Here is a 22645-nt window from a genome sequence, read left to right as displayed (position 1 = left end):
CAGCCTCTATTCTGACCTACTCATGCCTACCGGCCATGCAGTACAGTGCATATTGATCCGATCTCGAGGAGGAACGGTATGACCCAACGTATTTTGTTTACCGGCGGTAGTGGCAAGGCGGGCCGACATGTCGTCCCCTATCTGCTGGAGCGCGGGCACCGGGTCGTCAACGTCGACCTGACGCCGCTGGACCATCCCGGTGTCGATAACATCATCGCCGACGTCACCGACAGCGGCCAGATGTTCAACGCATTGAGCGGCTATGCCGCCTTAGACGAACTGGAACCCGGCACCGGTGTCCCGCACTTCGACGCTGTCGTGCACTTCGCCGCGGTGCCGCGCATTCTCATCAAGCCGGACAACGAGACGTTCCGCGTCAATACGATGGGCACCTATAACGTCATCGAAGCCGCCGTAAAGCTCGGCATCCGCAAGATCGTTTTTGCCTCGTCCGAGACCACCTATGGCGTCTGTTTTGCCGATGGTGTCGTCCAGCCGCATGTGCTGCCGGTGGACGAGGAACACCCGACCGAGCCGATGGACAGCTACGGCATGTCCAAGGTCGTCAACGAGCGCACCGCACAGGCGTTCCAGAAGCGCACGGGCGTCGACATCTACGGCCTGCGGATCGGCAATGTCGTCGAGCCCCACGAATACGCGGAGAACTTCCCGGCCTACTTCGCCGATCCGTCGCTGCGGCGGCGCAATGTCTTCTGCTACATCGATGCGCGTGATCTCGGCCAGATCGTCGATCGCTGCCTGACGACCGACGGCCTCGGCTATCAGATCTTCAACGCCGGCAACGACGATAATTCCGTCAATCTGACGACGCGGGAGATCATCGAGCGCTTCTATCCCGAAGTCCCCGTGAGCCGCGAACTGGGCGAATACGAGGCGCTGTACTCGAATCGCAAGATCCGCGACATGCTCGGATTCCGTGAAGCGCATGCGTGGCGGCATTATGTCGCCGACCCACGAAACAAATAGAGTCGTCGTCAGTATCAAGCTCGGCACGCAAACGACTAGCGCCTCAAAAATTGCATTTTTTTGTCGCTCGACCATGCTTAAGCCATATGACACGCGAAAGGAGAATGCCCGACACCCCACCTCGACCGGACTGTTTCGCAGGCGACGCTGCCAGGGGGTGTCGAGCGCCATAGAGGCGCAACATCATCCTGTCAGGGTCGGAGAAGCCGTTAACCAAGGAGTGCTTCCCCCGATGGTGAGACTCGACAAGAAAGTGACCCGGCTCTACGTGCTGGATACCAATGTCCTGATCCATGACCCCGCAGCCCTGTACCACTTCGAGGAACATGATGTCGTCATTCCCATGACGGTGCTCGAGGAGCTCGACAAGCACAAGAATGGGATTCGTGAAATCGCCCAGACCGCGCGACAAATCAGCCGCACCTTGTCCGACCTGACGTCTCGCTTCACCCCCGAGCAAATTCAAGAGGGCATCCCATTACCCGTGAGCAACGGCCCTAGCGGCCGCCTGCGTTTCCTGTGCTACACCGACCTCAAGACGCTCGACCCATTGGTCGACTCCCCCGATAACCGTCTGCTCGCCGAAACCTGCCGCCTGCGTGACGAACGTCCCGACGCGTCGGTGATTCTGGTCACCAAGGACATCAACCTGCGCGTCAAGGCGGCAGCGTTGAACGTTCCGGTGGAGGATTACCTCAACGATCGCGCCTTCGACGATCTCGACGCCATGATCGAGGGCGCCAAGGTCTACGCAGAGGCCGGTGTGGAAGGCCGAGGACTGTGGGATCGACTCAACGTCGAAGTCGATGTCGAGCGCACCGAAGACGGCACCTTCTACCACCTCGCTGGCGAGCTCCCCAAGGATTGGCACGTCGGCATGCTGGTATCGGACAGCGACAACGGCGCCGGTTTCGAGGCTATCGTACGCTCGCTCGCGCCGAGCCGTGCCACGCTGCAACTGCTGACCAACTACCGCCATCACGACGGCGTATGGGGCGTGCATGCCCACGACAGCCGACAGAACTTCACCCTCAACCTGCTGATGGATCCCGAAATCGACCTGGTCACCATCGCCGGCAACGCCGGGACCGGCAAGACCTACATGACACTGGCGGCGGCCTTCCAGCAAACCCTGGATAGCAAACACTTCGAGCGTATCGTCTTTACCCGTGCACCGATTCCCATGGGTGAGGATATCGGCTTCCTCCCCGGCACCGAGGAAGAAAAGATGTCGCCCTGGATGGGCGCCTTCCACGACAACATGGACAACCTGCTGCGCGATGAACAACACGGCAGCTCAAGCTGGAGTGACGGCGCCACCCGTCAGTTGATCGGTTCCCGCGTGCAAATCCGCTCGCCGAGTTTCATGCGCGGGCGCACCCTGAGCGATACCTTCCTGATCATCGACGAGGCACAGAACTTCACCCCCAAGCAACTCAAGGCACTGATCACGCGGGCGGGGCGCAATACCAAGCTGGTACTGCTAGGTAATGTCGGGCAGATCGACACGCCCTACCTCACTGCCAACACCTGCGGCATGGCCTACGCTGTGGAACGCTTCCGCGACTGGCCGCATGCCGGTCACGTGACGCTGAAAAGCGTCGAACGCTCACGCCTCGCCCTCGCCGCGGAGGAACTGCTCTGACACCGCGTCGCTAACACGACGTCTCTTTCCTCCCTCTCAACGTAACGCGCCCCGGCCACAAGGCCGGGGCGCGCGCTTTTAAACTGTCGTTACCGCTAATTCTTACAATGACCTAAGCGAGCATCGGATCATGCAACGACGCAGTGGATCTATTCTTCGGTAGAGGACGGCTTGCGGTTGTTGACCACGTCCTCAATGAGCTGCTCGTTCTCGCTGCGCGGCATCTCGTCGAGCATCTTCTTGGCGGTCTGGTAATCGCCGATCTCGGTATTGCATGAGCTGCAGAACACACGGTCATCGGGCTTCTGTGCCTGGGAGACCGTCACCTTGTGGCTACCGCAATTCGGGCATGCCTTGGGCAAACGCAACTCGACGGAAAAGTCCTCGTTCATCGCCATTCCTCCATGAGCCTGCGGAAAGGGATCGAGACCCACGCCGCTTGCGCCGACGCCGCCACAATCCATGTACTTCCCTTAGTGTTTGGGGCCGTGGGCGAGAAATCAAGGCAGAAACGTGCAACCGTCGTTAGCGCCGCCGAAAGACCACGCCCAGATTGTTCGCCGGCAATTCGTCGACACGCTGCAGGTCGAGCCCGCACGCCTCTGCCTCGGCCGTGACGTCCTCGAGCGACCTGATGCCCCAGGCCGGATCGCGGCGGCGCAGGTCAGCATCGAAGGCCGCATTGCTCGCAGCGGTATGTTCGCCATTGCGCATGAACGGGCCATAGACGACCAGCACGCCATCTTCGGGCAAGCGACGCCCCGCCTCGCGCAAGAGCGCCTGGGTCGCCGCCCAGGGCGAGATGTGCAGCATGTTGATGCAGACCATGGCCGACGGCTCGTCAGCCGACTCGGGCCAAGCCCCGGTGACGTCCAGCGCGAGCGGCGCCTCGAGGTTCGTCAGACCCACGTGACGCCGCCAGGCGTCGATGGAGCGCCGGGCCTGCGCGCTGGGATCGCTGGGTTGCCAGACGAGCGCGGGCAGATGCGTCGCGAAATACACGCCATGCTCGCCACTACCACTGGCGATCTCCAGCACACGCCCCGTGGCGGGCAACACCTCATGCAACAAAGCCAGGATCGGCTCGCGGTTGCGCTTCGCGGCGGGCGTGGAAAGGCGCACGCCGTCACCATTCTCGGGCGTTTCCATGCTCTGCATCACGCCTCCTTCGCGCCCAGGCGAGCGTTCAGCCAAGGGCCGATATCACCGATCTGTTCGGGGCACAGCGCATGCTGCATGGGGTAAGTACGGTAATTCACCGCGTACCCCAGCGCCTCGGCCCGTTCGGCGCCCTCGTGGCCCAAGGTTTCGGGCACCACCGGGTCGAAGCTACCGTGATGCACCTCAATGGGCAGCGCGCGATTGGCCTCGCTGGGCTGGATCGACTCAGCCGTGGCGAAATAGGTCGAAAGTGCCAACAGGCCCGCCAGTGGCTGGGGGTAGGTCAACGCCGCGTGGTAGGCCACCGCCCCGCCCTGCGAAAATCCGGCCACGACGATGCGGCGGCTATCGATACCCTTGGCGATCTCGGCATCGATCAGCGCATGCACTCTGTCCGCCGAGGCCTTGAGCTGAGCCTCGTCGATGCGTCGGCCAAGGTTCATGTCGAGGATGTCATACCACGCCGGCATCTCCATGCCGCCGTTCACTGTCACCGCTAGGCGTGGCGCATGCGGCAGGATGAAGCGAACCGCCAGCGCGTCATCCAACGGCAAGGCCGGCACCAGCGGCTCGAAATCGTGGCCATCGGCACCCAGCCCATGCAACAGAATCACTGTCGCATCGGCGGTGCGGTGCTGGGGTTCGATGATCAGTGGCGCAGAATCGGCCATCGGCTCGGCTCCTTGAAAGGCATTCGAAGATACAAAGACTCAGGATGTGCAAAACGCCCAGCGCTGTCCATGCCGGCGACGATGTTTAGCCGCCACGGCCTAGATCGCGTCTGAAAAGCACCTAGAAAGGCCAGACCATCGGGGTCAGTACTAGTGTCATCATGCCCACCAACACACTCAATCCACCGCCCACACGCAGATAATCGCTGAAGCGATACCCGCCGGGCCCATAGACCATCAAATTGGTCTGGTAGCCAATGGGCGTCAAAAAACTCGCCGAGGCGGCGAACATCACCACGATCACGAACGGCATGACATCCACCCCCAGTTGCTGTGCGGCGCCGGTGACGATGGGGAAGCTGATCACCGCCGCCGCGTTGTTGGTGACGATCTCGGTGAGCAGCGCCACGACCAGATAGGTACCGATCAGCAGCAGGTACGGGTTGCCATCGGCCAGTGCCAAGGCGACTTGGGCCAAGGCCGAAGCGGCACCGGAACTTTCCATCGCCGCCCCCAGGCCGAATGCAGCGGCGATGGTCAGCAACACCTGCGTATCCAGCCCCCGCCGCGCGGCACTGATCGTGCAGCAACCGGTCATCAACGCCAAGGCGGCGCCGAGCATCGCCGCCTTGAGCAGGCTCAACACGCCGAACGCCGCCAGGGCGACCACCCCCAGCATGATCGACCACGCCAACCAGGCACGCTCATGGTGCGGGCGCGCCTGGCCGTTGAGCTCGCTGATCAGCAGGAAATCTCGCGACTGGCGATGGCGCTCGATGAACGCCGGGCGTACTTCCATGAGCAGCACGTCCGCCGGCTGTAGCTGGATCTGCCCAAGATTGCCGGAAACCCGCTCCCCATGGCGACAAACCGCCAGTACCGAAGCGCCGTAGAAGGTACGGAAATGCCCTTCGCGCAGCCGTCGTCCCAAAAACTGGCATTGCTCGGACACCACCGCCTCGACCAGGCGCCGCTCGGCGAAGGACTTCTTGAGACTCGACTGCCCCTGCCCGGTAGGCCGCAGACCGCGAATCTGCTGCAGCTCCACCGCCGCTTCCGTGGTACCGGCAAACACCAGGCGGTCATTGGCCTTGAGACGCTCGCCGCGCCCCACGACCGAGACGATATTACCCTCACGTTCGATCTCGACCAGAAACAACCCATCAAGGTGGCGAAGTCCCGCCTCTTCGACGCTCTTGTCGACGATGGGGCCTTGCGGGTCGACCTGCATCTCGATGGTGTACTCGCGCGGGTTCTCGAATACATCCGCCGCCGTGCGACGCTTGGGCAGCAGCCAGCGCCCCACCAACATCAAATACGTCAGCCCCACCAACGCCACGGGCACGCCGACCCAGGCGATGTCGAACAGATGCAGGGCCCGCTCGGGATAACGCTCGCGCAGCAAGCCATCGACCACCAGGTTGGTACTGGTACCGAGCAGCGAACAGGTACCGCCCAGAATCGAGGCGAAGCTCAGCGGCATCAGCAAGCGGTGTGCCGGCAAACGTAGACGCCGGCTCCAGCTCAGCACCGCCGGCAGAAACGTCGCCACTACCGGCGTGTTGTTGAGAAAGGCGCTGGTCGCCGAGACCGGAAGCAGCAATCGCACCTGAGCGCCCAGCTCATGGCGCGGACGCCCCAGCACGTAGCGGATGAGCAGGTCGATACCGCCCGTCTCGCGTATGCTGGCCACCAGGATGTACATGAAGGCCACGGTGAAAAGGCCGGTGTTGGAAAAGCCGGCCAGGGCCTCGTCGGCGTTGATGACGCCAGCACCGAACAGCGCGATCACCGCGCCCATGAGAATCACGTCCGGGCCAAGGCGACTCGTCGCCATCAACAGAAAAGACGCCGCCACAATGGCCAGCGTCAGCCAAGCATCGAATGGCATACCGCCAGTGTCCTAACAAGAGATACGATGCCCGCATTGTGACGAACCGCGAATATTCCAGGAAGTTATTTGTGGGAATGGCCTTAGATACTTTTTGATCTATACAGACAAGGAAAGCCCATGGTTCGCTGGTGGCTGACACTGCTACTCGTCAATGCCGCGCTCATCGCCACGGCACTTCCCCGCCTCGGCAGCGCCGCCATGCCCTGGCTGGCGTTGGAGGGGCTGATACTGGTCGGCGTGCTGAGCCTATGGCCCCGGCAGCGCCTGGCGCGCCGGCTATTGTCGTACGCCAGCGCCGTGCTGATCGTGCTGGCGTTGGCTTGCGCGTTGGGCGATGCGATCACCCAGGAGATCCAGGGCCGGCCGCTCAATCTCTATCTCGATGCCTCGCAGGTACCGATCCTGCTGGAGCTGTTGCGCGACAATCTGGGCCTGCCGGTGAGTATCGCCCTGGTGACCGCGACGCTTCTCGCGCTGCTGGCCATCGGCCTGGGCTTGGGCCATCTGCTGGCGAGCCTGCCACGCCACGGCGCACCTAGCCGCTGCGCCTGGGGCACGCTGGTGCTTGGCGTGGGGCTGGCACTTCTCGGCCTGTGGCGCGACATGGCGCCCATCGGCACGCCCGGCATCACCCTGCTCACCGAGCAGGCCACCCGTGCCTATGAAACGCGTGCGTCGTTGCGCGATTTCGATGCACGCCTATCGACGCGTGAATCTCCGCTCGACGCGCCGGGCGGTCAGCCCTTGCCCGGCCTCGCCAAGACCGATGTCATTCTGGCGTTCGTGGAATCCTACGGCATGGCCGCGCTCGAACGTGCTCCCTTTGCCGGCCCCGTGAACGCACGCCTCGACGCCATGGCCGAGGCCTTCGCACAAGCAGGGCTCAGCGTGGCCAGCGGCCGGATCACTTCACCCACGCTCGGCGGGCAGTCACGTCTGGCGCATGCCAGCGTGCTCAGCGGCTTATGGGTAAGTTCACCGCTACGCTACGCACGATTGCTCGAGAGCCCGCGCGCCACCTTGATCGACGACTTCGAGCGCACAGGACACACCAGCGTGGCCATGATGCCGGCGATCTATCGGGATTGGCCGGCGGGACGTCGACTGGGCTATGACGAGATCCACGACGACGCGCGGCTCGACTATCGCGGTCCGCGCCTGGGCTGGGTGACGATACCCGATCAGTTCGTCTGGCATCGCCTGCGCCAGGTACGCCGCGAACATCGCAATCCGCTGTTCGCCGAACTGGCCCTGATCAGCAGCCATGCGCCTTGGGTACCGGTGATCGAACCGCTGCCATGGGACGCACTCGACGACGGCCACGCCTTCACGCGCTGGGAAGGCGAAGGCAGCGACTTCCTCGAACTTTGGGGGGACAACGACGGCATGCGGCAACGCTACGGCCCTGCGCTGGCCTATTCGCTGGCAGTCGCCGGCGAATACGCCGCGCGTTACGTGAACGACGAGACCCTGATGATTTTGCTTGGCGATCACCAGGCCGCGCCGGGGATGCTCGGCTTCACGCCCGACCGCGAAGTACCGGTGCACGTCATCAGCGGCGACCCCGACTTGATCGCGCCACTCCTCGAGCACGGATTCCAGCGTGGAATGCAACCGTCCCACGACAAGCCCGCGCGCTCGATGGCCGAGCTGCGCGGGCTACTGCACCGGCTTTATGGCGTCGAGGCCAACTGACGCCCGCCGCCCTACCATCATACGATCAGGCACGCGCCCGGTCGCGGCGATCCTTGATCAAGCTCGCCACGCCAGTGCTCACCAGCGCGCCAACGATGATGGTCATCGACAACCAGATGGGGATCTCGGGAATCGACTCGATGGGATGGCCGCCGTTGATGAACGGCAGCGTGTTCTCGTGCAGCGCTTCCATCACCAGCTTGACGCCGATGAAACCCAGGATCACCGACAGCCCCAGCCCCAGATAAACCAAGCGCGACAATAAGCCACCCAGCAGGAAATAGAGCTGCAGCAATCCCAACAACGCGAAAGCGTTCGCCGTAAAGACGATATAGGGCTCACGCGTCAGCCCATAGATGGCCGGAATGGAATCCAGCGCGAACAAAAGATCGGTGAAGCCCAGCGCCACGATCACCATGAAAAGTGGCGTCACCAACCGCTTACCGCCGATCTTCGCGATCAAGCGTTGGCCATGATACTCCTCGGTTACCGGTAGCCAGCGCTGTGCCAATCGCACCGCCAGATTGGGGCGGTATTCCTCTTCTTCGTCATGCTCCTCGAAGCTTTCTTTACCCAGTTTGTAGGCCGTCCACAGCAGGAAGGCACCGAAGATATAGAATACCCAACTGAACTGATGGATCGCCGCCGCGCCCACGGCGATGAAAATGCCGCGCATGATCAAGGCGATGACGATGCCGATCAAAAGCGCTTTCTGTTGGTGAATACGCGGCACCGCGAACTTGCTCATGATGATCACGAACACGAACAGATTATCCACCGACAGACTTTTCTCGGTGATGAAGCCGGCGAAATACTCGGCGCCGTGCTGCGGCCCCCAAACCAGCCACAGTCCTGCCCCGAACACCATGGCCAAGGCGATGTACACACAGCTCCATGCCGCCGACTCCTTGAAGCTCGGCGCATGCGGCTTGCGGACATGTGAGAAGAAATCGAAAACGAACAGCGCGATGATGCCGGCCACAGTGGCCAGCCATACCCACAGGGGGACGTGCATAGGTCTACCTCCGGTCAACGGTCAACGTTGCCGAAGGTCTCTCCCGCTTGGCATGAATGCCGAGCCGCTGTCACCGGGGCGTTGCGCCCGTGCTGACGATGACAGCGCGAAGCTACAGGCCTGGCGACCCGCTTCGGGAATACTCCCCTTCCGCTGCGGCGCATTGTGGGGCGAGGCATGCCACAACGCAACGTTTATCGTCGCGGCGGCATGCCTGGATCACCTCAACCCCAGCAATACACGTAGCGATAGGCCGTTTCCGCCAGGCGCGAATCAAGCCCCCAAGGCGAAAAACGCCGCACCATCTCATCGATGACATCGCGCAGCGGACGTGATGCCTCGCGAACTTTCGCTTCGATGATGGTCCCGATCGTGAACAAGGCACTGTTTTCAGGGCTGGTGTCATCCACACGTGGGGTGTCCAACCACGGCGCATTGCGCGCCAGCTCGACATCTTCCTGGGTAATCATCTCCCAACCTCCCGATACATTTGCTGTCTCGCTTGTTGTGTGTAACTCACGGCTACTTATACGACTTTAGTTCAAAGAGCGAAGTTCCGCCATGCGTCACATCAACGCAATCGTCATGTGGTAAAGCGCGCTTTTCTACCCTACGCAAGAAACCCGCCGGCGATGTCCGGCGGGTTTTCGTAGTGGCCCGAGGGCCGCGCATCAGCGCGCGTGCGAGTCGCTCGGCAACGCAGCCGGCTGGCTTTCCCCTTCGCCACGCTCACGCAGCGTAAAGGCGCCGACGGTCTCGGCAAGGCGCTGTGACTGGGCCTTGAGCTCGGCGGCGGCGGTGGCGCTCTGTTCGACCATGGCGGCATTCTGCTGCGTCATGTTGTCCAGATCGGTCACCGCTACGTTGACCTGGCCGATGCCGTCACGCTGCTCGCTGGTCGCGGCGCTGATCTCGTTGAGCACATCCGTGACGCGTGTCACGCCATCGACGATCTCGTTCATCGCCGTGCCTGCGCTGCGCGCCAGTTCGGCGCCGCTCTGGGTCTTGCTCGAGGCGTTGTCGATCAGCGACTTGATCTCACGGGCGGCGTCGGCGCTGCGCGTGGCGAGCTGGCGCACCTCGCTGGCGACCACTGCGAAGCCACGCCCTTCCTCACCGGCACGCGCCGCCTCGACGGAGGCGTTCAGAGCCAGCAGGTTGGTCTGGAAGGCGATACCATCCATGGTGGTGACGATCTCGGCGACTTGCTGCGAAGCCGTCTCGATCTCGTCCATGGTCTTGACCACATCCCCGACGACCTCGCCACCGCGCGTCGCCGACTGACTGGCCGATTGGGCCAGGCCGCTGGCCTGACTCGCCGAGTCTGCGGTATGCGAAACGGTGCTGGTCAATTCCTCCATCGAGGCCGAGGTTTCCTGCAGACTGGAGGCCGTAGTGTCCGTTCGTCCGGCAAGATCCTGGCTCGCCGAGGCGATCTCCGAGGACGCCACGCGGACCGAATCGCTGCTATCGCGGACATCCAACAGCACATCGTTCATCTTGTCGGCGAAGGCGTTGAACTGCGTCGCCAGCTCGGCGATCTCGTTGCGACCGCGTACCGGTAGACGCTGTGTCAGGTCGCCGCCACCGGAGGCAATGTCACGCATACGGCCGGCCAACTGGCGCAGCGGCCGTGACAGGCTGCCGCCCAGCAGCCAGCTGACCAGCAGCCCCAATGCCGCGATGACCGCACCGACCGCGATCATGCCAAACATATCGGCCCGGCGCTGATCCTCGAGATCCCCCTGGAGGGTATCGGCCCCCGCCATGACCACATCGGCCGGTAGACGAATCATCACCGTCCACGGCTCGCTGTCTTCCATCAACTTAAACGGCCAATACAGCTCGATCATCTCGCCCGAATCGTCGCGTACCGGGTCGCCGGCCTTGGCCCGCTGCAACTGCGAAACCACCGTCTCGTCGAAAACATCTTCCGCCTGCTGGCCCGCCGCCTCGGCATGGCCGGTGGAGGCGGTAATCCCACCGCGCGGTGCGATCAGCGCCATTTCCCCGGCACCGTCAAACAGCGTCTCGTTGGCGTCGCTCAACAAGGTCTGGATGAAATCCACTGACAGATCGACCCCGGCGCTACCCCGGAACTCGCCATCGACCATTACCGGCACGTTGAACGACGTCACCATCAAGGTCTTGCCGTTATAGTCGTAAGGGGCCGGGTCGATGACGCAAGGCTTCTGGGTCTCGCGGGGGCAGAGATAGTATTCGCCCTCACGGATGCCGCTGTCCTGAAGTGTTTGGCTTTCCATGGTCTCGCCCAGGGGCAGCACCTCGATATCGCCGGACTCCGTGCGATACCACCACGGCATGAAACGGCCATTCGGGCCGTAGCCGGCGTCTTCACGGCCCGTGTATTCGCTGTCATCGCCGAAGGCGTTGGGCTCCCAACCGATGAAGGCATCCAAAAGATCGGGGTTTTCAGCCACCGTGTCGCGGACGACGTTCGACATCTCTTCACGGGACAACGAGACACCCCGGTCCTCGCCCATCAGCTCGTTGAGCGAGGCGAGGTTGCGCGCCTGATCCAGTGCCTGGGTCAGCCGCGCCTTGATCCGCTCGGCCTGGGTCGAGGCCACCGCGTCCAAACGTTGCTCGATGTTTTGCTCGAGCAGTCCTCGCGTTTGTTTCTCGACGAACTCCGCCGACCGAGAATTAGCAAAGGTCGCATAGCCGACCAAGGCCACCACCAGCACCACGATGCAGGCCCCGACAAGCGTCGCGACCAAGGTGCGAATCGATTTGAAATGCATGCTCATACCTCCCGCCGTGACGGCTCGGTAAAGGAACATGCAAGGCGTGGCGACGCCGATACGGCACCGCCCGCCACGTGGAAGCACATGGTCAAGCAAGACAACATGGAAACGATCTCGTTTGGGAGAGGGTTCGAACTGGGAAGGAGCATGGAATCGATGCCCCGTACCCACGCGTATCGGCATGTCATAAGTAAACTTTAGGCCGTACGCCTGATCGCGCCCGGTTGTGGTGCCAGGCCTACAGCACCGCAAGCGTCAGGCGCACACGCCCTGCTTGTAATGACCACGGGGGTTTTGCAAACTGCCTCGCGATGGCGCGGATACAGATGCGCCGCCGACAGCATGCCCCAACGACGACAACAGGGAACGTGGTATGTCCGATGCCTCAAGACGCTCTCCGAGGCGCTCCTCGATAGCGGCGGATGATGCCTCCGCCGCGCCTTCCACTGCAGGAGAACGCCTGCCCGAACTGCTTCGGCGCGTGGCCCAGCGTGATCGCCGCGCCTTCGAGCAGTTGTATGCGGCCACGTCGGCGAAACTCTATGGCACGGTACTGCGTATCTTGAAGGAGCGGGGTCGGGCCGATGACGTGGTTCAGGAAGCCTACGTCACGATCTGGCAAAAGGCGGCACAGTTCGACACCGGGCGTGCCTCGCCGATTGCCTGGATGGTCGCCATCGCCCGCCATGCCGCCATCGACGAGCTGCGGCGCCAGCCCCGCGCGCCTCACGAGCCGGAAGAGACGTTGGCCCACACGCCCGCCGGTGGGCCCAGCGCCCGTGAGCACCTAGAGCACGAGCAGGACGCCAAGCGGCTGCATGCGTGCCTGGAAGCGCTCGAGGCCGAGCGCCGGGACATGGTCCGCCTCGCGTATCTGGACGGCTGGTCGCGCGCCGATCTGGCCACGCATTTCGAGCAGCCGGTGAATACCGTCAAGACCTGGCTCCATCGGGCCTTGAAGCAACTCAAGGGGTGCCTGGCACCATGACCGACCACGACGACATCGACATGCTGGCCGCCGAGTACGTACTGGGCACCCTCGACGCCGAGGAACGCGCCGAGGTGGCCCGGCGTCGGCGGCACGACGCCGATCTGGACGCGCGCATTCTCGCCTGGGAAGCACGCCTCGCCCCGCTCGGCGACGAGGTCGAGACCATCGCCCCGGGGCCGGACCTGCTGGTCCGGATCGAGCGTCGCATCGACGCGCTCGAGACCCAGCCGGACGACACCACCGACGACAGGCGCGAAACCGGCAACACAGACGGCACCGCCCAGGTGATCGCGCTGCGTCGCCGCCTCGGCTTCTGGCGCGGGTGCGCCGGCCTGGCCACGGCTGCGGCGCTGATACTCGCCGTCGTGCTGATCGTGCCGTTCAATGAGACACCGAACGCCCCACCCCTGGTGGCTGTTTTCCAACAGGACGACCAGCAGCCGGCCTTCATGCTGTCCGTCGACCTCGACAGCCGCCGGCTCAACGTGCGACCGGTGACCGCCAAGCCACTGCCGGACCGCAGCTATCAGCTATGGATCAAGGCCGAGGCGCTGGGATCCAATCCTCGCTCCGTGGGCGTGCTCAACGATAACTTGAGCCTGCCGGCCGACGCCCTGAGCGACTACGACCCCGAGCTGCTCAAGCAGGCCACCTTCGGCATCAGCATCGAGCCACCGGGCGGCTCCCCCACCGGCCAGCCGACGGGTCCCGCGATTCACGGCTACCTCTACGCCACCGATCAGGACGCGGTATCGCAGCATTTGTGAATTTTTTTCGCGTCGAGGTGAAACCTTGCCCGCGCTCCTTGCGTAACTAGGAGCACGCCCATCGCAACGACTTCGCACAAGATGGGGCGTGCTCAGAACTCAAGGAGAGAATGATGATGACCAAGCTCATGGCAAGCGCATTCGTATCCGCCACCCTGCTCGCCGGCGCCTCTCTGGCCCAGGCGGACATGAACGGTGACATGCACCCACAAGTCTGGGCCGACGATCAGTCCGTCGCCGACGGCACGGTCACAGCGGAAAAGGTCACGGCGAACAGCAACGGCTGGCTAGTGGTCCATCGCACCGACGAGAGCATGAAACCCGGCCCCGTGGTCGGTCACGCCCCGCTCAAGGAAGGCGAAAACATGGACGTCACCGCGCTACTGACCGAAGACGTCATGGCCGGCGACCACCTGATGCTGATGGTCCATAGCGAAGAAGGTGGCATGGAGCCCGGCGTGTTCGAGTACACCCTCGGCGCCAAGGAAGACGGCCCCATCAAGATGGACGGCAAGCTCGTGACCGAGACCATCACCGCGCAGTAAACGTCATCCGGCATGCCGAGAGACGGAAGGGGCCTGCGGGCCCCTTTTTTGTGCCTCGCGCCGTGCTCGCTGGTTCATTCCGCAGGAAGCTTTTATTTCAGCACTTCCAGGGAATAGACCCAGTTGGCCATGATCGTCGATGCGGTCAAACCAAATAGGCAATTTGACGGCACTCATCTATTTGTCTAAATTGTTCAAAACATTTTGAACAAACTGAACAAAAGAGCGTGCCATGCAGAAAACCGACACACAGCGCCTGGAAGAAGCGCGCGATGTCATGATCAGCGCCCTTGCCCAAAGCATGGTGGCCTACGGCGTTACGCCCTCGGTGGGACGAATCTACGCCGTGCTCTATTTCTCCGCCTCACCGCTGACACTGGACGACATCAAGGACGAGGTCGCCATGAGTAAGGCGAGCGTCAGTACCGGTGTCCGCGAGTTGATCGACACCGGCATGGTGTCGAAGGTGTGGAAGAAGGGCGACCGCAAGGACCACTACATCGCCGAGAAGGACTTCTTCAAGAATTTCCTGAACTTCATGGTCAGGATGCTGCGCCTGGAACGCGGCATCATTCATAAGGCGGTCGAACAGACCGAGCCGGTGATGCGTGAGATCGCGGATCACGGGGCGGACAGCGAGACCAGGGAGATGGCTGCAAAAGACCAGGCCTTGATCAGCGGTTCGAAAACGTACCTGACCTGGATCACACAGCTGGCCAATGCCATGGAGTCGGGAGACATCTTCGAGCATTTCCCCCGGCCCGAGCGCGATACGCCGCTGTCGGACCGCCATTCCCCCCAAGAGAACATCAAGCATGAAGACAAGTGAAACCGCCCTGGTCGTGATCGATGTGCAGAAGGAAAGCGGCTTCAGCCTGCGCGGGATGGACGGCGTGGTGCGCAACACCCAGCGCATGATCGAAGCCTGCCGAGCGGCCGGCATCCCGGTCATCTACACGCGCCAAATCAATCGCCGTGACGGTATCGGCCTCTCGCTCGACGAGCCCCGCCAGGCCAGCGGCGAACCGCATTTCTACGCCGACAACCGTGACAGCATCGAGATTGTCGACGAGATCCGGCCACAGAAAACCGACATCGTGATCGACAAATACCGCTGGAGCGCCTTCTTCGAAACCAGCCTGGACCTGATGCTGAAAAGCCTCGGCGTGAAGAACCTGATCATCGGCGGCGTGGTGACGGACGGTTGCCTGATGACCTCGGTCTTCGACGCCTACTTCCGCGACTACCGCATCCAACTGGTTCACGACATGTGCACCGCCTCCAACGAAGGCGCCCACATGGCCGCGATGCTCCACATGGCCAACTGGGTCTACTCCCTGGAAGTGCTGAATACCGACAACATGATCAACTGCGTGGAAGGGCACGCGTATGCCGCCTGGCAAGCGGATGACGCCGATGCCCTGCAGTTCACGCCGGAAACCCTGCGCGAGACCTTCGCCACGCTTACCGCTGCTGCCAACAAGCAGTGATCGAAACACTCGAACACAGGAGAACAACATGAGGTTCACACAATTATCGACATTGCTGACTGCCACATTGATGACGGCAGGCGTCCAAGCCGCCGACCAGCCTCCGCTGACCGCTGACGGTGTCGAAAACGCCACCATCACCTTCGGTATGCCGGCCTGGACCAGTACCGAAGCACCAACGGCCATTGCCGAGCAGATTTTGGAAGAGGCAGGCTACAACGTCGAAAAGACACTGCTTGCTCAACCAGCCATCTTCCAGGGCATGCAGGCCAAACAGATCGATTTTTTCATGGACGCCTGGCTGCCCTACACCGAGCAGGCACTGTGGCGTGAATACCAGGATGATCTGCAGAAAGTTGCCACCAGCTATGAAAACGTGCCGCTAGGCTGGGTGGGGTGGTCCCTGCCTATGTCGAAGAAGAGACCATCGGCGATCTGGAAGGTAAAGCGGATAAATTCGACGGCCAAATAGTGACCATCGGCGCCGGAGCGGGCATCGTCGACCTCTCCGAGCAGGTAATGGCGGATGAAGACTATGACCTCGATGGGTATCAACTTGCCTATACCAGCGAAGCCGCCATGATGGGCGTAATCAGGGACAAGATGCCCAACGAAGAGCCGTTCATCATTACCGGCTGGCGTCCGCACTCCATGTTCTCGCAATACGATTTGAAGTTCCTGGAAGATACGGAAGGACACTTCAAATATGACAACGTCTACGTCCTCTCCTATCAGGGTATCGAAGATAAATACCCGCGCGCTTACGACATCATGTCCCGCTGGAGCATCAACGTGGACGATCTGGAAGCGATGATGGCTGCGTACGAAAACGACAATGTGTCATTTGAGGACTCCGCCGCCGCCTGGATCAAAGATAACCGCAAGCACGTGGACGAGATGCTCGGGTATTGATTGGATGCCTGCATAGCAACATAGACGCAGGCAATGCCGACGACATTTCCCTCCTCGGGACCATGCCGGCGAACACCTCGCGATTGGCGTCGTCTACATCTTGTCTCCTCGAGGATCGGCCGGGGTGCCCGGCCGCTTTTCCCCATGGATCGTGTCGTTACGGCCCGGATCGTGTCAGATCGAGACTCAGTGTCACGGTGTCCGCGGTGTCGCCGGTGGGCTGCGTCACGAACCCCAGCTCCGCCGCCATCTGCCGCATGGGGTGGTTGTCGCGCAGGACATCGGCGAAGATCTGGCGAATGCCGGTCTCGCGGGCGTAGCCGATAATCTGCTCCATCAGCCGATAACCGAGGCCGGTGCCTTTCATGTCACTCCGCACCATGATCGCGAACTCGGCCTTTTCCTTGTCGGGGTCGGCGGAGAGCCGCACCACGCCGACGATGGCCGAATCCCCCGGCAAGGTCGCCACGAAGGCCATCTCGCGGTCGTAGTCGATCTGCGTCAGGCGCGCGGCGAAGGCATGATCGAAGAGCTTGATGGCCGCGAAGAAACGCAGCCGCACATCCTCCGGCGTGGAATTGCGCAGCATCTCGACCAGCGCGCCCTCGTCCTCGGGGCGAATGGGGCGCAGGCAGTAACGCTGCCCGGCCCGCGTCTCGATTTCTTCCTCCAGCTGCTGCGGGTACGGCCGAATCGCCAGGGGTTTGCGCTGGTCGCCCTCAGCGCGGACCACGATGCGCGCATCCAGGGCGATCACCCCGCTGGCATCCGTCAGCAGCGGATTGATGTCGAGCTCGACCACGCGCGCCAGGTCGCTGACCAGTTGCGAGACCTTGATGAGCGTCGCGGTCACGGCCTCGAGGTCGGCCGCCGGGCGATCTCGATAGCCACGCAACAATCGCGCCACGCGCGTCGAGGCGATCATGTCCCGCGCCAGCAGTGGATTGAGCGGCGGCAGCCCCACCACCCGGTCGCCGATGACCTCGACCGCCGTGCCGCCCTGGCCGAACACGATCACCGGCCCGAAGAGGCTGTCTTCGGCGACGCCCACGATCAACTCATGCGCGCCCGGCCGGCGGATCATCGGTTGCACGTTGAAGCCCTCCACACGGGCCTCGGGCTGGGCACGCCGCACCGCCGCGAGCATGTCCTCGGCGGCCTGCGTCACGGCGCCGGACGAGGCCAGATTCAACTGCACCCCACCGACATCCGATTTATGCGAGATATCCGGCGAAAGGATCTTCAACACCACCGGAAAGCCCAGCCGCTGCGCCGCCTGACTGGCCTCTTCCAGGGTCCGCGCCACGATGGCGGGTACCGTGGGGATGTCATAGGCCGCGAGCACCGCCACCGCCTCCGGCTCGGTCAGCACGCTGCGCCCCGCCGCGATCACGCCGTCGATGACCGCCTCCGCCTTGGCCGGCTCGAGGGTAACGGCCTCGGCCAGCGCCGGGGGCGTTTCCATCAGCGCCTGCTGGTTGCGCCGGTAGCTGAACAGGTGCGAGAAGGCTCGGATGGCCTGCTCCGGCGTCTCGTAGGTGGGCAGGCGCTGCGCGGCGAACAGATGCCGTGCCTGGTCGGGCGCGCCCTCGCCCAGCCAGCAGGTCAGCACCGCCGCCTGCCGCGTGCCGAGCGTCTCGACCACCGCCCGGGCCGCATCCAGGCTATCGACGACCGCCGCCGGACAGTTCATGACCAGAATCGCATCCGCGCCGCGTTCGTCGAGCAACGCCTCGAGGGCGAGCGCGTAGCGCCTCCCCGGCGCATCGCCCAGAATGTCCACGGGATTGGCATGCGACCACGCCTCGGGCAGCGCCTCGTTCAGGCGTGCCAGCGTCGTCTCGGAGAGTTCGGCCAGGTGACCGTTCGCGGCGGCCAGCGCGTCCACCGCCAGCACGCCGATGCCGCCGCCATTGGTAAGAATCGCCAGCCGGTCGCCCTTCACGCGGATACCGGTCGCCAGGGTGCCAGCGGCCTGGAAAAGCTCGTCCAGCGTTGACACCCGAAGCATCCCCGCGCGCCGGAACGCCGCATCGTAGACGGCATCCGCCCCGGCCAGCGCCCCCGTGTGCGACAGCGCCGCCTTGGCTCCCGCCGTACTGCGCCCAGTCTTGACCACCACCACGGGCTTGTTGCGCGAGGCCATGCGCGCTGCCGAGAGAAACTTGCGCACCTCGGTCACCGCCTCGACGTAGAGCAGGATCGAGCGGGTCTTGGGGGCCAGGGCCAGGTAGTCGAGCATGTCGCCGAAATCGACATCGCTCATCGCCCCCAGCGAGACGACGTGCGAAAAGCCGATGCCGCGCGCCGAGGCCCAGTCGAGAATGGACGTCGCCACCGCGCCGGACTGGGTCACGAAGGCGACGTCGCCCTTGGCAGGCGTGAGATGCGCGAAACTGGCGTTGATGCCCACGTGCGGCGCCAGAATTCCCAGGCAATTGGGCCCGACGATGCGCATCAAATAAGGCTTGGCGGCATCGAGCATCGCCTGCTTGAGCGCCATGCCCTCAGGGCGCGCGCCCTCGCCGAAGCCCGCCGAGATCACCACCGCCGCGCGACAGCCACGCTCGCCAAGCTCGCGGATCAGCCCCGGCACGCTCTCCGCCGGCGTGGCGATGATGGCCAGGTCCGGCGCCAGCGGCAGCTCGGCGATACTGTGGTAGTTGAGGGTCGAGCGGATGGCCCGCTCGTGCGGGTTCACGGTCAGAATGGGCCCCGCGAAACCGGCCTCCAGCAGATTGCGTGCCAGCACCGCCCCCACCGAGCCCGGCCGGTTGCTCGCCCCGATCAGGGCGATCGTGGCCGGGGCGAACAACGCATCCAGATTGCGAATCGACATCGAGCCTCTCCGGTCCGTTCAGCGAGCGGCAGCCATCAGGCGGTCAGCAGCATCTTGATGGCCTTTTCCGACGCGGCACGCGAGAACACCTCGTACGCCTTTTCGATCTCGTCCAGCGCGAAACGGTGGGTGATCAGGCTTTCGGCATCGATGCCGCCGGTCTCGAGAAACCGCATGAGCACGGGAATGGTGTTGGTGTTCACCAACCCGGTGCGGACCGTGACGTTCTTGATCCACAGCTCCTCGAGGCGCAATTCGACGCTGCGGCCATGCACGCCGATGTTGGCGAGCCGTCCGCCCGGACGCAGGATGCGCTGGCAGGTATCGAACGTCTCGGGGATGCCCACGGCCTCCATGGCCACGTCGACGCCCTCGCCGTCGGTGAGCGACATGACCGTCTCCACCGGATCGGCACTGACGGTATCGGTCGCGCCCAGTTGCCGCGCCACGGCCAGGCGGTTCTCGTCCGGGTCGACCATAATGATGCGCCCTGGCGAATAGAAGCGCGAGGTCAACAAGGCGGCCAGCCCGATGGGCCCAGCACCGACGATGGCCACGGTATCCCCCAGCGAGACCTCGCCGTTCAACGCACCGATCTCGTGGCCGGTGGGCAGGATGTCGCTCAGCATCAGCGCCGCGGCGGGCTCCAACCCCGGCGGCAACCGGTACAGGCTGTTGGCGGCATGCGGAATGCGCACGACCTCGGCCTGGGTGCCATCGATCTTGTGACCGAGAATCCACCCGCCATCGCGGCAATGCGCATACATGCCCGGCTTGCAGTAATCGCAGTGCCCGCACGACGTGATGCACGAGATCAGTACCTGATCGCCGACCGCGAGGCCGCTGACGGCCCCGCCAACTTCCTCGATCACCCCGATGCCTTCATGGCCCAGGGTGCGCCCCGGCGTCACCGCCGGCACATCGCCCTTGAGGATGTGCAGGTCGGTGCCGCAAATGGTGGTATGCGTCACCCGCACGATGGCATCCGTGGGTTGCTCGATTGCGGGCCGCTCCTTCTCCTTCCAGGCCCGCTGCCCCACTCCCTCATAGACAAGCGCTTTCATGTCACCCTCCCCGGGTAACGCCCACCGCGACTCGGCAGGCACTCCGACTGAGTATAGGAAGGGCTGGGGAATGGGGATTGATCAGGGTCAAGTCTTTGGAAGTCAGTCAAATATAGAGTTGTGGGTTAATAGGAATATCGTTTTCACGGCAATAAGTTTCATAGTGGTTGATGAACCACCATACATCCGCAGTCTGCACGAATTGTGCATTTTCATCATAAAAATCAATCGCTCCCTGCATCCAGCCAAAGAGCTTCGTTCCCTGTGGATGCTCAGTGACTAGTGTGTGAGCCTCACCAGGAACCTCCTGAATAAAACCGCCTGGATAGGCGACCCAGTCGTACTCAAGATAGCGTGCACTCCCCTCGAGACATATCATCACGATACGTCCTCGATGGTAATGAGTGCCTATCACCCCGGGTTTCTTTATCCAGAGGACATTGCTGAAAACATTATTGCTCACATCAAAAGCCAGATGACGTATCGCTGCGTTTTCCCCAAACGGGACCCACGGGCTATCTTTTTCAGACGGACCAATGAAGGTTCCTTGACCACCACGACGCTCAAAAACCTCTCGAAACGGGTCCGGAACATCGACAACCTTGAATGCTGTCGATGGTGGAACGTCCATAATTTCTTTGTTTTTCATGATTACCTCCTCATGGTTAGCTTCTTTTTCAAGAACCGCTGACAGCGAGACCTTAGGCAATGGATAACTGGAAATTGCAATGCCCCCGTTCTCAATCCGACGGAGTCAAGCCCATGGCCTTGCCGAGATTGATGCCAAACTGCAAAGCGACCACGAGCCCGTCATTATTGAGGTGGCGCGCTGTCGGGTTATAGAAGTTACTGGGATTGATGACATACTGCACCGAAGGCTCAAGGAATATATAACCGGGCAAACCAAGGTGGTAATTCGTCTCGATACGATACACGTTTCTGGATCCGGTATCGGCCGACCCTCCATTTGCCATGCGTGCGTCGCGCTGCGCCTTGAGCTGACGACTCCCCAGGCGGGCATAGCTCACCTTGATATTGGCCATGTCGGTAGGCCTATCAAAGGGATTCAAATAGGTTAGCCCCGTTTCGACAAAGCCTTGGTAGGGTTGGTTGTCACCAGGCGCCGCTTCGATCGATCCAAACACAAGAAGAGATTCTGGATCCTTGATGCCTCGTGTCCCTCCATCCGGGCGCCATAACGCCTGACGAAACTTGAACATGACGCCGGCGGTGCCACTCTCGTCACGTTCGCCGGTACGTGGATCGTACTGGTCGCTGGTGTTGTAGAACCCGATGAGCTCGTATCGGCCCGGGTAGGCTTCTTCCGAGAACGTCGTCTCGTGCCCGATCGCGGCCAGGATACTTTCCCCGGCGGAATCCGATGGATTCCAGTCGAAGCCATGCCCCTCATCCAGATACTGCCCAGGGTCGGATTCAAAGACACCCAGCTTCAGACTCTTATGGTTGCCTATCTGAAGCTGCCCAAATGCCCCCCACGACGCGTACGGTGGCGGGAGCGATCCCGTTGCGTTATCCCAAATGGGATCATTGCAGGCCACGACACTTGAGCAATTATTCTCGAAGAAATAGCGCCTGGCGTTGGTACGCCCCACCACGGCCTGCAGTCGGCCATCGAAATAGTCTTGCTCATAAGAAAATTGCGACAAGTAACCGCCGGAAATATCGTTGCGTGCCGGCGATCCCCCAAAATAACTTCCCGCCGCACCGGCATACGCAGGGCCCGTAGGCTGCCCTACATTCTGGTTACCAGGAAAGAACGTATACTCTAGATGAAAGGTGGCATCGGGAATGCTTAGAATATTTTCCAAGTCAAAGTCAGAACCGGCAAATATATTGTTGGTGACAGCATGGCTCCCCTCCCTCGGCCCCGTCGAAGGGTTGCCGACCCACAGCGACCAGAGCGATAAATGAGGGGTGATTCCGGAAGCCTCTAGCTCTCTTCCCAGCTCGCTGAAAAGGGGCTCTCCTTGGGTTAGGCGTGAAGCGTTTCGATTATCATCGAGTCGCTCCGATATTTCCGAGTTCCTTGCCCAGGCGTTGGACGAGACTGCCATGATGACTGCTGCCAATAAGCTCATCTTGGCAACCTTCAACATGTTGCACTCAGGAGTTTTCTTACTAGAAAGGCCATCTTGCCTTTCGACATTTCGGCGTGAACTGATTGAATGATTCATTATTAT

General features: G+C 62.2%; 21 protein-coding genes. 10 read left to right on the top strand and 11 right to left on the bottom strand.

What is annotated here, in order from left to right; all coding sequences use genetic code 11:
* Nucleotides 1-78 precede the first annotated feature (78 nt).
* Both KZO83_RS02935 and KZO83_RS02930 read left to right on the top strand, forming a co-directional pair.
* A complete protein-coding gene (locus KZO83_RS02935) occupies nucleotides 79-987 on the top strand; it encodes an NAD-dependent epimerase/dehydratase family protein (protein WP_247619698.1) in 909 nt (302 codons plus the stop codon).
* Between the two features lie 232 nt (nucleotides 988-1219).
* Nucleotides 1220-2632 (top strand): PhoH family protein, encoded by a 1413-nt coding sequence (locus tag KZO83_RS02930; RefSeq protein ID WP_075369981.1) that lies wholly within the window; start codon nucleotides 1220-1222, stop codon nucleotides 2630-2632.
* Nucleotides 2633-2781: 149 nt separating this feature from the next.
* Here the strand turns inward: KZO83_RS02930 and KZO83_RS02925 are convergent, their stop codons facing one another.
* The 4 genes from KZO83_RS02925 to KZO83_RS02910 form a co-directional block, all read right to left on the bottom strand.
* The gene (locus tag KZO83_RS02925; protein WP_245798110.1) at nucleotides 2782-3024 is read right to left on the bottom strand and encodes a hypothetical protein; all 243 of its coding nucleotides are present in this window, start codon (nucleotides 3022-3024) and stop codon (nucleotides 2782-2784) included.
* 133 nt (nucleotides 3025-3157) lie between these two features.
* Nucleotides 3158-3790 (bottom strand): DUF938 domain-containing protein, encoded by a 633-nt coding sequence (locus tag KZO83_RS02920; protein WP_247619697.1) that lies wholly within the window; start codon nucleotides 3788-3790, stop codon nucleotides 3158-3160.
* On the bottom strand, nucleotides 3790-4464 hold the full coding sequence (locus KZO83_RS02915; protein ID WP_075369980.1) for an alpha/beta hydrolase: 675 nt from the start codon (nucleotides 4462-4464) through the stop codon (nucleotides 3790-3792). The genes KZO83_RS02920 and KZO83_RS02915 overlap by 1 nt, the downstream gene beginning before the upstream one ends.
* A 121-nt stretch (nucleotides 4465-4585) precedes the next feature.
* Nucleotides 4586-6355 (bottom strand): SLC13 family permease, encoded by a 1770-nt coding sequence (locus KZO83_RS02910; protein WP_075369979.1) that lies wholly within the window; start codon nucleotides 6353-6355, stop codon nucleotides 4586-4588.
* Between the two features lie 120 nt (nucleotides 6356-6475).
* Here KZO83_RS02910 and KZO83_RS02905 point away from each other — a divergent pair, with 120 nt between their 5' ends.
* A complete protein-coding gene (locus tag KZO83_RS02905) occupies nucleotides 6476-8053 on the top strand; it encodes an alkaline phosphatase family protein (RefSeq protein ID WP_247619696.1) in 1578 nt (525 codons plus the stop codon).
* A 25-nt stretch (nucleotides 8054-8078) separates the two neighbouring features.
* On the opposite strand, the gene KZO83_RS02900 is transcribed toward KZO83_RS02905, so the two are convergent.
* From KZO83_RS02900 to KZO83_RS02890, 3 genes are all read right to left on the bottom strand, one after another.
* Nucleotides 8079-9068: a TerC/Alx family metal homeostasis membrane protein gene (locus KZO83_RS02900; protein ID WP_178999326.1), complete on the bottom strand. Its 990-nt coding sequence runs from the start codon at nucleotides 9066-9068 to the stop codon at nucleotides 8079-8081.
* Between the two features lie 224 nt (nucleotides 9069-9292).
* The gene (locus KZO83_RS02895; protein WP_075369976.1) at nucleotides 9293-9538 is read right to left on the bottom strand and encodes a hypothetical protein; all 246 of its coding nucleotides are present in this window, start codon (nucleotides 9536-9538) and stop codon (nucleotides 9293-9295) included.
* 201 nt (nucleotides 9539-9739) lie between these two features.
* The gene (locus tag KZO83_RS02890; protein ID WP_247619695.1) at nucleotides 9740-11833 is read right to left on the bottom strand and encodes a methyl-accepting chemotaxis protein; all 2094 of its coding nucleotides are present in this window, start codon (nucleotides 11831-11833) and stop codon (nucleotides 9740-9742) included.
* Nucleotides 11834-12209: 376 nt separating this feature from the next.
* Between KZO83_RS02890 and KZO83_RS02885 the strand changes: the two genes are divergently transcribed.
* From KZO83_RS02885 to KZO83_RS02855, 7 genes are all read left to right on the top strand, one after another.
* A complete protein-coding gene (locus KZO83_RS02885; RefSeq protein ID WP_247619694.1) occupies nucleotides 12210-12824 on the top strand; it encodes a sigma-70 family RNA polymerase sigma factor in 615 nt (204 codons plus the stop codon).
* Entirely contained in the window at nucleotides 12821-13594 is a 774-nt protein-coding gene (locus KZO83_RS02880; RefSeq protein WP_247619693.1) for an anti-sigma factor, read from the top strand. Before KZO83_RS02885 ends, KZO83_RS02880 begins: the two co-directional genes overlap by 4 nt.
* 113 nt (nucleotides 13595-13707) lie before the next feature.
* Nucleotides 13708-14139: a DUF7282 domain-containing protein gene (locus KZO83_RS02875; protein WP_247619692.1), complete on the top strand. Its 432-nt coding sequence runs from the start codon at nucleotides 13708-13710 to the stop codon at nucleotides 14137-14139.
* A 232-nt stretch (nucleotides 14140-14371) separates the two neighbouring features.
* The gene (locus tag KZO83_RS02870; protein WP_247619691.1) at nucleotides 14372-14968 is read left to right on the top strand and encodes a GbsR/MarR family transcriptional regulator; all 597 of its coding nucleotides are present in this window, start codon (nucleotides 14372-14374) and stop codon (nucleotides 14966-14968) included.
* The gene (locus KZO83_RS02865; RefSeq protein WP_247619690.1) at nucleotides 14955-15629 is read left to right on the top strand and encodes a cysteine hydrolase family protein; all 675 of its coding nucleotides are present in this window, start codon (nucleotides 14955-14957) and stop codon (nucleotides 15627-15629) included. Before KZO83_RS02870 ends, KZO83_RS02865 begins: the two co-directional genes overlap by 14 nt.
* Before the next feature lie 28 nt (nucleotides 15630-15657).
* On the top strand, nucleotides 15658-16101 hold the full coding sequence (locus KZO83_RS02860) for a glycine betaine ABC transporter substrate-binding protein (protein WP_247619689.1): 444 nt from the start codon (nucleotides 15658-15660) through the stop codon (nucleotides 16099-16101).
* Complete coding sequence (locus tag KZO83_RS02855) at nucleotides 16026-16541, top strand: glycine betaine ABC transporter substrate-binding protein (RefSeq protein WP_247619688.1); 516 nt, start codon at nucleotides 16026-16028, stop codon at nucleotides 16539-16541. Before KZO83_RS02860 ends, KZO83_RS02855 begins: the two co-directional genes overlap by 76 nt.
* A 157-nt stretch (nucleotides 16542-16698) precedes the next feature.
* Here the strand turns inward: KZO83_RS02855 and KZO83_RS02850 are convergent, their stop codons facing one another.
* The 4 genes from KZO83_RS02850 to KZO83_RS02835 all read right to left on the bottom strand — a co-directional run bounded on the left by KZO83_RS02850 (nucleotide 16699) and on the right by KZO83_RS02835 (nucleotide 22639).
* Nucleotides 16699-19380: a bifunctional acetate--CoA ligase family protein/GNAT family N-acetyltransferase gene (locus KZO83_RS02850; protein WP_247619687.1), complete on the bottom strand. Its 2682-nt coding sequence runs from the start codon at nucleotides 19378-19380 to the stop codon at nucleotides 16699-16701.
* Between the two features lie 35 nt (nucleotides 19381-19415).
* Entirely contained in the window at nucleotides 19416-20444 is a 1029-nt protein-coding gene (locus KZO83_RS02845; protein WP_247619686.1) for a zinc-dependent alcohol dehydrogenase family protein, read from the bottom strand.
* Nucleotides 20445-20550: 106 nt separating this feature from the next.
* The gene (locus KZO83_RS02840) at nucleotides 20551-21093 is read right to left on the bottom strand and encodes a 2,4'-dihydroxyacetophenone dioxygenase family protein (protein WP_247619685.1); all 543 of its coding nucleotides are present in this window, start codon (nucleotides 21091-21093) and stop codon (nucleotides 20551-20553) included.
* Nucleotides 21094-21184: 91 nt separating this feature from the next.
* Complete coding sequence (locus KZO83_RS02835) at nucleotides 21185-22639, bottom strand: carbohydrate porin (protein ID WP_247619684.1); 1455 nt, start codon at nucleotides 22637-22639, stop codon at nucleotides 21185-21187.
* Between the last annotated feature and the right edge of the window lie 6 nt (nucleotides 22640-22645).

The sequence above is a fragment of the Chromohalobacter moromii genome, from assembly GCF_023091865.1.
GTDB classification, from domain to species: Bacteria; Pseudomonadota; Gammaproteobacteria; order Pseudomonadales; family Halomonadaceae; genus Chromohalobacter; species Chromohalobacter moromii.
The sequence above is the reverse complement of the archived record's forward strand: the minus strand, read 5'-3'. Positions and strand labels throughout refer to the sequence as shown.

Coding starts and splice junctions, on each gene's coding strand:
- KZO83_RS02935 (WP_247619698.1), top strand. CDS start 79: ATGACCCAACGTATTTTGTTTACCGGCGGTAGTGGCAAGGCGGGCCGA.
- KZO83_RS02930 (WP_075369981.1), top strand. CDS start 1,220: ATGGTGAGACTCGACAAGAAAGTGACCCGGCTCTACGTGCTGGATACC.
- KZO83_RS02925 (WP_245798110.1), bottom strand. CDS start 3,024: ATGAACGAGGACTTTTCCGTCGAGTTGCGTTTGCCCAAGGCATGCCCG.
- KZO83_RS02920 (WP_247619697.1), bottom strand. CDS start 3,790: ATGCAGAGCATGGAAACGCCCGAGAATGGTGACGGCGTGCGCCTTTCC.
- KZO83_RS02915 (WP_075369980.1), bottom strand. CDS start 4,464: ATGGCCGATTCTGCGCCACTGATCATCGAACCCCAGCACCGCACCGCC.
- KZO83_RS02910 (WP_075369979.1), bottom strand. CDS start 6,355: ATGCCATTCGATGCTTGGCTGACGCTGGCCATTGTGGCGGCGTCTTTT.
- KZO83_RS02905 (WP_247619696.1), top strand. CDS start 6,476: ATGGTTCGCTGGTGGCTGACACTGCTACTCGTCAATGCCGCGCTCATC.
- KZO83_RS02900 (WP_178999326.1), bottom strand. CDS start 9,068: ATGCACGTCCCCCTGTGGGTATGGCTGGCCACTGTGGCCGGCATCATC.
- KZO83_RS02895 (WP_075369976.1), bottom strand. CDS start 9,538: ATGATTACCCAGGAAGATGTCGAGCTGGCGCGCAATGCGCCGTGGTTG.
- KZO83_RS02890 (WP_247619695.1), bottom strand. CDS start 11,833: ATGCATTTCAAATCGATTCGCACCTTGGTCGCGACGCTTGTCGGGGCC.
- KZO83_RS02885 (WP_247619694.1), top strand. CDS start 12,210: ATGTCCGATGCCTCAAGACGCTCTCCGAGGCGCTCCTCGATAGCGGCG.
- KZO83_RS02880 (WP_247619693.1), top strand. CDS start 12,821: ATGACCGACCACGACGACATCGACATGCTGGCCGCCGAGTACGTACTG.
- KZO83_RS02875 (WP_247619692.1), top strand. CDS start 13,708: ATGATGACCAAGCTCATGGCAAGCGCATTCGTATCCGCCACCCTGCTC.
- KZO83_RS02870 (WP_247619691.1), top strand. CDS start 14,372: ATGCAGAAAACCGACACACAGCGCCTGGAAGAAGCGCGCGATGTCATG.
- KZO83_RS02865 (WP_247619690.1), top strand. CDS start 14,955: ATGAAGACAAGTGAAACCGCCCTGGTCGTGATCGATGTGCAGAAGGAA.
- KZO83_RS02860 (WP_247619689.1), top strand. CDS start 15,658: ATGAGGTTCACACAATTATCGACATTGCTGACTGCCACATTGATGACG.
- KZO83_RS02850 (WP_247619687.1), bottom strand. CDS start 19,380: ATGTCGATTCGCAATCTGGATGCGTTGTTCGCCCCGGCCACGATCGCC.
- KZO83_RS02845 (WP_247619686.1), bottom strand. CDS start 20,444: ATGAAAGCGCTTGTCTATGAGGGAGTGGGGCAGCGGGCCTGGAAGGAG.
- KZO83_RS02840 (WP_247619685.1), bottom strand. CDS start 21,093: ATGAAAAACAAAGAAATTATGGACGTTCCACCATCGACAGCATTCAAG.
- KZO83_RS02835 (WP_247619684.1), bottom strand. CDS start 22,639: ATGAATCATTCAATCAGTTCACGCCGAAATGTCGAAAGGCAAGATGGC.